The organism is Marinobacter antarcticus, assembly GCF_011049865.1.
Taxonomy (GTDB): domain Bacteria; phylum Pseudomonadota; class Gammaproteobacteria; order Pseudomonadales; family Oleiphilaceae; genus Marinobacter; species Marinobacter antarcticus_A.
In genome coordinates this window covers 46,394-52,653 of the sequence record NZ_DRGY01000003.1, presented here as the reverse complement: position 1 = coordinate 52,653, position 6,260 = coordinate 46,394, and the positions used below count along the sequence as shown (strand labels likewise).

7 protein-coding genes are annotated in these 6,260 nt (G+C 53.7%); all 7 read right to left on the bottom strand.

What is annotated here, in order from left to right:
• Positions 1-56 precede the first annotated feature (56 nt).
• Genes ENI00_RS00480 through ENI00_RS00450 form a run of 7 tightly spaced genes read right to left on the bottom strand, consistent with a single transcriptional unit; the run spans position 57 to position 6,200 of the window.
• A complete protein-coding gene (locus tag ENI00_RS00480; RefSeq protein WP_304097217.1) occupies positions 57-575 on the bottom strand; it encodes a DUF2878 domain-containing protein in 519 nt (172 codons plus the stop codon).
• Positions 572-1,846, bottom strand: a complete 1,275-nt coding sequence (locus ENI00_RS00475; protein ID WP_304097215.1) for an SAM-dependent methyltransferase — start codon at positions 1,844-1,846, stop codon at positions 572-574. Before ENI00_RS00475 ends, ENI00_RS00480 begins: the two co-directional genes overlap by 4 nt.
• Positions 1,834-2,718: a DUF1365 domain-containing protein gene (locus ENI00_RS00470; RefSeq protein WP_304097212.1), complete on the bottom strand. Its 885-nt coding sequence runs from the start codon at positions 2,716-2,718 to the stop codon at positions 1,834-1,836. Before ENI00_RS00470 ends, ENI00_RS00475 begins: the two co-directional genes overlap by 13 nt.
• A 2-nt stretch (positions 2,719-2,720) precedes the next feature.
• The gene (locus ENI00_RS00465; protein WP_304097210.1) at positions 2,721-3,986 is read right to left on the bottom strand and encodes an NAD(P)/FAD-dependent oxidoreductase; all 1,266 of its coding nucleotides are present in this window, start codon (positions 3,984-3,986) and stop codon (positions 2,721-2,723) included.
• On the bottom strand, positions 3,983-4,783 hold the full coding sequence (locus ENI00_RS00460; RefSeq protein WP_304097207.1) for an SDR family NAD(P)-dependent oxidoreductase: 801 nt from the start codon (positions 4,781-4,783) through the stop codon (positions 3,983-3,985). The genes ENI00_RS00465 and ENI00_RS00460 overlap by 4 nt, the downstream gene beginning before the upstream one ends.
• Positions 4,780-5,247, bottom strand: a complete 468-nt coding sequence (locus ENI00_RS00455; protein WP_304097204.1) for a nuclear transport factor 2 family protein — start codon at positions 5,245-5,247, stop codon at positions 4,780-4,782. The genes ENI00_RS00460 and ENI00_RS00455 overlap by 4 nt, the downstream gene beginning before the upstream one ends.
• A complete protein-coding gene (locus tag ENI00_RS00450; RefSeq protein ID WP_304097220.1) occupies positions 5,244-6,200 on the bottom strand; it encodes an acyl-CoA desaturase in 957 nt (318 codons plus the stop codon). The genes ENI00_RS00455 and ENI00_RS00450 overlap by 4 nt, the downstream gene beginning before the upstream one ends.
• Positions 6,201-6,260 lie beyond the last annotated feature (60 nt).

Sequence of the window (6,260 nt, the reverse complement as noted above, 5' to 3'; positions counted from 1 at the left end):
AGGCGCCACGATAGAAGCCAGGACAACGGCTAACGGTAAACAACCGAATTTGTTCATCACGTCAACTCCGGATAAAGGGATTTGCGGGCGAATAAAAGCAGTGGGAACACCACCAGCCAACCCAGGCCAAGGGCGATCAGGGAAGCCACCAGATCTGGCAGTACGACAACCCCGATTTTACTGGCCGACCAGTAGGCGAATGGGCCGGCGATAGGCGCGAACAAGAACGCAAGAAACATTTTTCGACTGATCCAGTTCAGGGAGTGGCTCAGGGTGGTCATGAAAATAGCCCAGATTGCGACCAGCCAGAGCGGCGTAATAAGCACGGTTCCGCTTCCGTCATCCAGTACTCCAAGGTAGAACCAGAGCCCGTCCAGCAGCGCGCCAACAACCGTACCCAGCCCGACAAACTGGAGTTCGGTAAAGCGATGCTGGCTAACGAAAACGAAGTGGATGGCCAGGAAAACCAGAACCAGAACGGGCCCGAGTAGGGTCGGGTAGGCCGCACACGCAAACCAACCGATTTGGAAGAGTATAAAATTCAGTATATTACGAGCGGTTTCTGAAGCAATCATACACTTAAAAGGTTCCGCCGTTTGTTACCGGGCTTGGCAAAAACAAGCTGCGATACGCCGATGGCGCGCTCGCTGAACCCGGCTTCACAATAACTGAAGTAAAAATGCCAGAGCCTGCGGAAGGTCTGATCATATCCCAGAGATTCCAGTTGTTCGGATTGGCCCATAAAGCGGAGACACCAGTCACGGAGTGTGCGAGCGTAATGAAACCCTGTGTCTTCTGAATGGGTGAGAACCAGATTCGACTGAGCGCGTACCGATTCCAGAATGGCGCCAAACGAGGGAATAAAACTCCCCGGGAAGATAAAGCGCTGAATGAAATCCACGTTTTTAAGGGCACGCTGATAACGTTGTTCCGGCATATTAATGGCTTGAACAAGCGCGAGACCATCCGGCTTCAGCAAGGCGTTGATCTGCCCAAAATAACTGTCCAGAAACTGTGGGCCAACGGCCTCGATCATTTCAATGGAGACCAGCTTATCAAACTGCCCTGCAAGATCGCGATAGTCGTCAAACAGCAGGGTAATGCGGTCTTCAAGGCCTTCACCACGAACGCGCTCCCTGGCCAGTTCCAGTTGCTCCTTTGAGATTGTCGTTGTGGTTACGTGGCAACCATAATGCTTAGCCGCGTGCACGGCAAAGCCGCCCCAGCCGGTTCCTATTTCAATCACCCGGTCGCCCGGACTGAGTTCCAGCTTGCGGCAAATCGTGTCCAGCTTGTGCACGGCAGCTTCTTCAAGCGTTGAATCATCGTTTGGATAAATCGCCGAGGAATACATCATGGTCGGGTCAAGAAAGGTTTCGAAAAGATCGTTGCCGAGATCGTAGTGAGCGCTGATGTTCTTTCTGGAGCCGTCTTTGGTGTTTCGATTAAGCCAGTGCAGACCTTTTAGCGCGGGCTTGGTTACCCAACTGAATCGGTCTTCAAATTCGTTCATGCGGTCGATGTTACGGGTGAAAAAACGAAGCAGGGCGACCAGGTCAGGTGACGACCAATCACCGGCCACATAGGCTTCAGCAGCGCCAACGCTGCCTCCGGTGAGCAAGTCTCGCCAGGTGCTTTGGTCATGAATAATCAATTCAGCCGGCTGAAGCGTTGTGTCGCCATCTCCGAAAATCAGATCATCCCGGCCAGCTTGCTTTACGGTGAGCGTGCCGTTGCCCAACTGCCGGAGTTGCTGCGTGACCAGAGTTCTGGCGACACGGTTAGCCACAGAGGCATTTCCCTGGGGTTTGGCGATAGGATCAGCCGATGTATTCATGTTCTCCATGAGCTTACCTTACCTCGGTTCTTGTTTGTGTCGTTCGCGCTGGTTACGTCAATACCCTGATCATCGCTTCCAAGCCGATGGGCAGGGTCGCTTTTGGCCAGCTTGTCTGGGTGGGTGTAAAACGGAGCGCCTTTGAATTTCAGTTTCAGGGCGTGCCAGTAGATACCGGCACCAACCTTGAGTGCCTCCACCGGAAACCGACGCAAACTGTGATGGAGAGTATTACGTGTAAGCGGGCCTCTATGGACTACCAGCGTGGCATCAAAATGCTTTTTTCCTTCTTCCACCACGTTCATGTGAATTCGCAATTCCGGCCCCCGGAAACTGAACGTCCACTCGTAATGCTGCGCCATGGTGTTAAAAGGCGACACATGAAAGCGCTTGGTGAATGCAAACTGTTCGGTACGCCAGCCGGCAGAATTGGCCTCGCTGCCGGTTGTTTCCAGGCAGTAAACATGTCGATCGTTCCAGGGTGTATTGGTAATCTGCGCCATAATCACGGCCGGTACGTCACCGTTATTGCCGTTTTCGCCGTGCCGGTAACAAAAGTAGAAACTGACCGGGTTGAACACATAACCGGCGTAGCGCGGGTGGGTAATCAATTCCACGGCCCCGTCCGGCCGCCAGCCTGTTGCTTCCTTGACCTGTTCACGCACGGCGTCTGAAAGAGCTCCGGCTTCGGGTCGAAAATAATCTTTGCGCTTCAGCGACACCCAATTGAAGCGTTCCAAAGAAAAAAACGGGCTTATATTGGTCACTTCATTCCACTCATCTGTGTCCAGCGCCAACATGCCCGTGTGATATTCAAATTCGTGCCGAACCGGGTACAGACGCCGGTGCCGAATTGAACCTTGCAACCATTGGCTGCCCATTATCAGAGCTCCACTCCAAAATCACCCGCTACCCGAAGTGCGCTGTGCACGCCATCTTCATGAAACCCGCTGAACCAGTAGGCGCCGCAAAAGTGAGTGTGGTTCTTGTTGCCAATTTCCTCGTAGCGTTCCTGGGCTTGCACCGCGTCGAGCGTAAATACCGGGTGAGCGTAGGTAAAACGTTTGATCACCTTGTCTGGCGCAATGTCATGGGTTCGGTTCAGGGTGACGCAGAACGTCTCTGGCGCCGTGTCGAAATTCTGCAGAATATTCATGTTGTAGGTCACAGAAACCGGCTCTGTGCTGTGTTTCGGGATGAAATAGTTCCAGGCTGCCCAGGCCCTGCTGTTATCTGGCAGCACACGTGTATCCGTGTGCAGCACTACGTCATTCTCCTGATAGGGGATAGCGCCCAGAATTTCCCGTTCCTGCTCGCTGGGGTCGGTGAGCATGGCCAACGCCTGGTCACTGTGGCAACCGAAAATGACCTGATCGAATTCATGAGTCTGGTCGTTTGCCGTCACGGTAACGCCACTCTCGGTTCGGGTGACCGCTTGTACAGGCGTGTTCAGATACGTGCGTTCTCCGAGCCGCTCCATCATCGCCTTGACGTACTGGGCAGAACCCCCGGAAATGACGCGCCAGGTCGGACGATCGTCAACGGATAACATGCCGTGATTGTTGAAAAATTGCAGGAAGAAATGCACAGGAAACTGCTCAAGTACGATTTCCGGCGCCGACCAGATAGCGGCGCCCATGGGCACTATGTAGTTATTTCGAAAATACCGGGAGTAGCCATTACGATTCAGATACTCGCCCACGGTTTCTTTGCTTCGAATGTTACCCGCCACCAGGTCGGCACGAGTTTCTTTGTTGAATCTCAGAATCTCCCGCACCATGTTCAGGAACGAAAAGTTAAACAGATTTTTACGTTGGGCGAACAGCGTATTCAGGCTGGTTCCGTTGTATTGCAGACCGGTCGTACTGCTGTCCACGCTAAAACTCATAGTGCTGACTTCTGACGGCACGCCCAAACGCTCCATCAATCGCATAAAGTTCGGATAGGTCCAGTCATTGAATACAATAAACCCGGTATTTACAGGCCAGGTACGCCCACCGACATCGACATATTCGGTGTTGGTGTGGCCACCGGCGTAATCGCCTGCCTCAAAAACGTGTACCTCGTGCTCTTCAGCCAGAAGCCATGCTGCGGTGAGGCCAGACACGCCGGCACCAATGACGGCAATACGCTGACGGGTTTTACTCATTCCTTTGTTTCCTGTTCGCTGGAGCCTTTGCGGGCCATGGAAGCCGCCATACGATCAATCAGTGTCTGGGGTAAAGCGCCCAGGCATTTCAGAATCCAGGTAAAGCGTTTTGGAAAAGCAATTTCGTGATGGCCTTTGGCCAGGCCGCTGACAATGCGCTCAGCGGCATCTTCAGCGGACACCAGAAACGGCATCGGGAAATCGTTGCGTTCGGTCAGGGGTGTTTTTACAAAACCTGGCGATACCAGCACCACATCTATGCCTTCGACCGAAAGATCCGCCCGCAGGCTTTGAGCGAAATAGGCCAATGCCGCTTTTGAAGCGCCGTAGCCTTCCGCGCGAGCAAAAGGGAACCACCAGGCCGACGACCCGACAATCACCAACGTGGCGGGCAAACCTTTGGCACGAGTGCGGCGCAAGGCCGGCAACGCGATGTCGATGCAGCGGGCGGTGCCAATCACGTTGGTTTCTATGTTTTTTTCGATTACATCGCTGTTGTAGTTTGCAATGTCGATGTATTCACAGGTGCCGGCGTTGAGAATCGCCATGTTGAGATCACCGTGGGCCTCCAACGAGGGCGCGATCTGTTGCAACTCATCTTTGCTGGTGGTGTCCGCTGTCGCCACCGTAATGCGCTCCGGTGCAAGAGCCTTCAATTGTTCAAGGGGCTCGGAACGCCGCCCGGTAACGATCAACTGGTGTCCGCCACGGATCAGTGCGCGGGTTACGGATTCGCCAATGCCGGAGCTGGCACCGGTTATCCAGATGCTGGATAAGGTATCGAGGCGCCCGCTCATCCCGCGTAACCTTTAACCCAACGGATAACGCCACCAACCACGGGCAGGTTTTCATAGAGCAACTGGCCGGCGTCGAAATAATCCCGGTGGTAACAGATTTTTCCCTGTCGGATTTCCAGATGGCTTATACCCGCCACCTGTATTTCGCGCCCGCCGAGAATCCGTTTGTGGCACAGGTGCATCAGCCAGGGGATGGTGGCGAAACTGTCTTGAACCACTGCCTCTTCGAAGTCAAAGTGGCAGGAAATAACATTGGCGTAAGAGCCTGAAAAATAGTGCGTTAATGCATCAAGCCCTTCCACAGAGCCCAACGGATCCTGAAATCGGATGTCTTCGCTGTACACAGCGGGCAGCTTGCTCAGGTTGCCTTTGTCGAGTTCATTAAACAGAACCTTGAATTGTTGCAACGTGGCGGGCACCGCGGAATTCGGGTGGCCTACTTCAATGGTTGGGGCAAAGTTCATTTACGCGCCCTCCTTGTTTGATCAAGTTGACGGGTTTCTTCTTGAACCTGCTGTGGTATCGGGTTCAGTTCCCATATGATTCCCAGTTTTGACAATACCCAGAGGCCATACCACGTCATATCAATCTCGTACCAACGAAAACCCTGCCGAACAGATTGGGGCCAGCGGTGGTGATTGTTGTGCCAGCCTTCACCCAGGGTCAGAAGCGCCAGCCAAAAGTTGTTGCGGCTGTTATCCGAGGTTTCAAAACGCCGCTTGCCCCAAACGTGGGAGAGCGAATTGATCGAAACCGTTGCGTGGAAAAGTACAACGGTAGAAATGAAAAAGCCCCAAACCAGCATCTGTAAGCCGTTCGTACCAAGCCCCGGCGCCCAGGCTGCAAGCGCTTCGCCCAAACCGTAGATCAATATCGCTGCCGCGGCCGGTATCAACGAGTCAAACCGGTTGATAAGCTTTAATTCCGGAAATTTGAGCCAATCGCGAATACGGCGCTCATCGGTGGCAAAGCCCGCATCGCAGGTAAACCAGCCCATGTGCGACCACCAGAACCCGCCTTGGTGAGGGGAGTGCAGATCCTGCTCGCGATCGGAATGCTGGTGATGATGCCTGTGATGCGCAGCCCACCAAAGCGGTCCCCGCTGAGCGGCACTGGCGCCAAGCACGGCAAACCCGAACTGCGCCCGACGGCTTGTTTTGAATGTCTTGTGTGCAAAATAGCGGTGGTAGAATCCGGTAATGGCAAACATGCGAGCTATAAAAAAGACGAATGCGAAACCCACCGCAAAGGCGCTTACACCGGTGTAGAAGGCCAGCAGGCAGGCCAGGTGCAACGCCAGAAACGGGATAACTCGCACGAAATTGAAAGATCGTGAGGTAACGTCTATCTGATCCGAACCGGCATCGGAATCGAACCACCTCACAATATTAATAAACAAGTTTTGCACTCGGGTCATACCCTGATTGCCTTTTTCTCTGAATGGAACCTGAACAACGAGGCATTCGGACATTCCGGG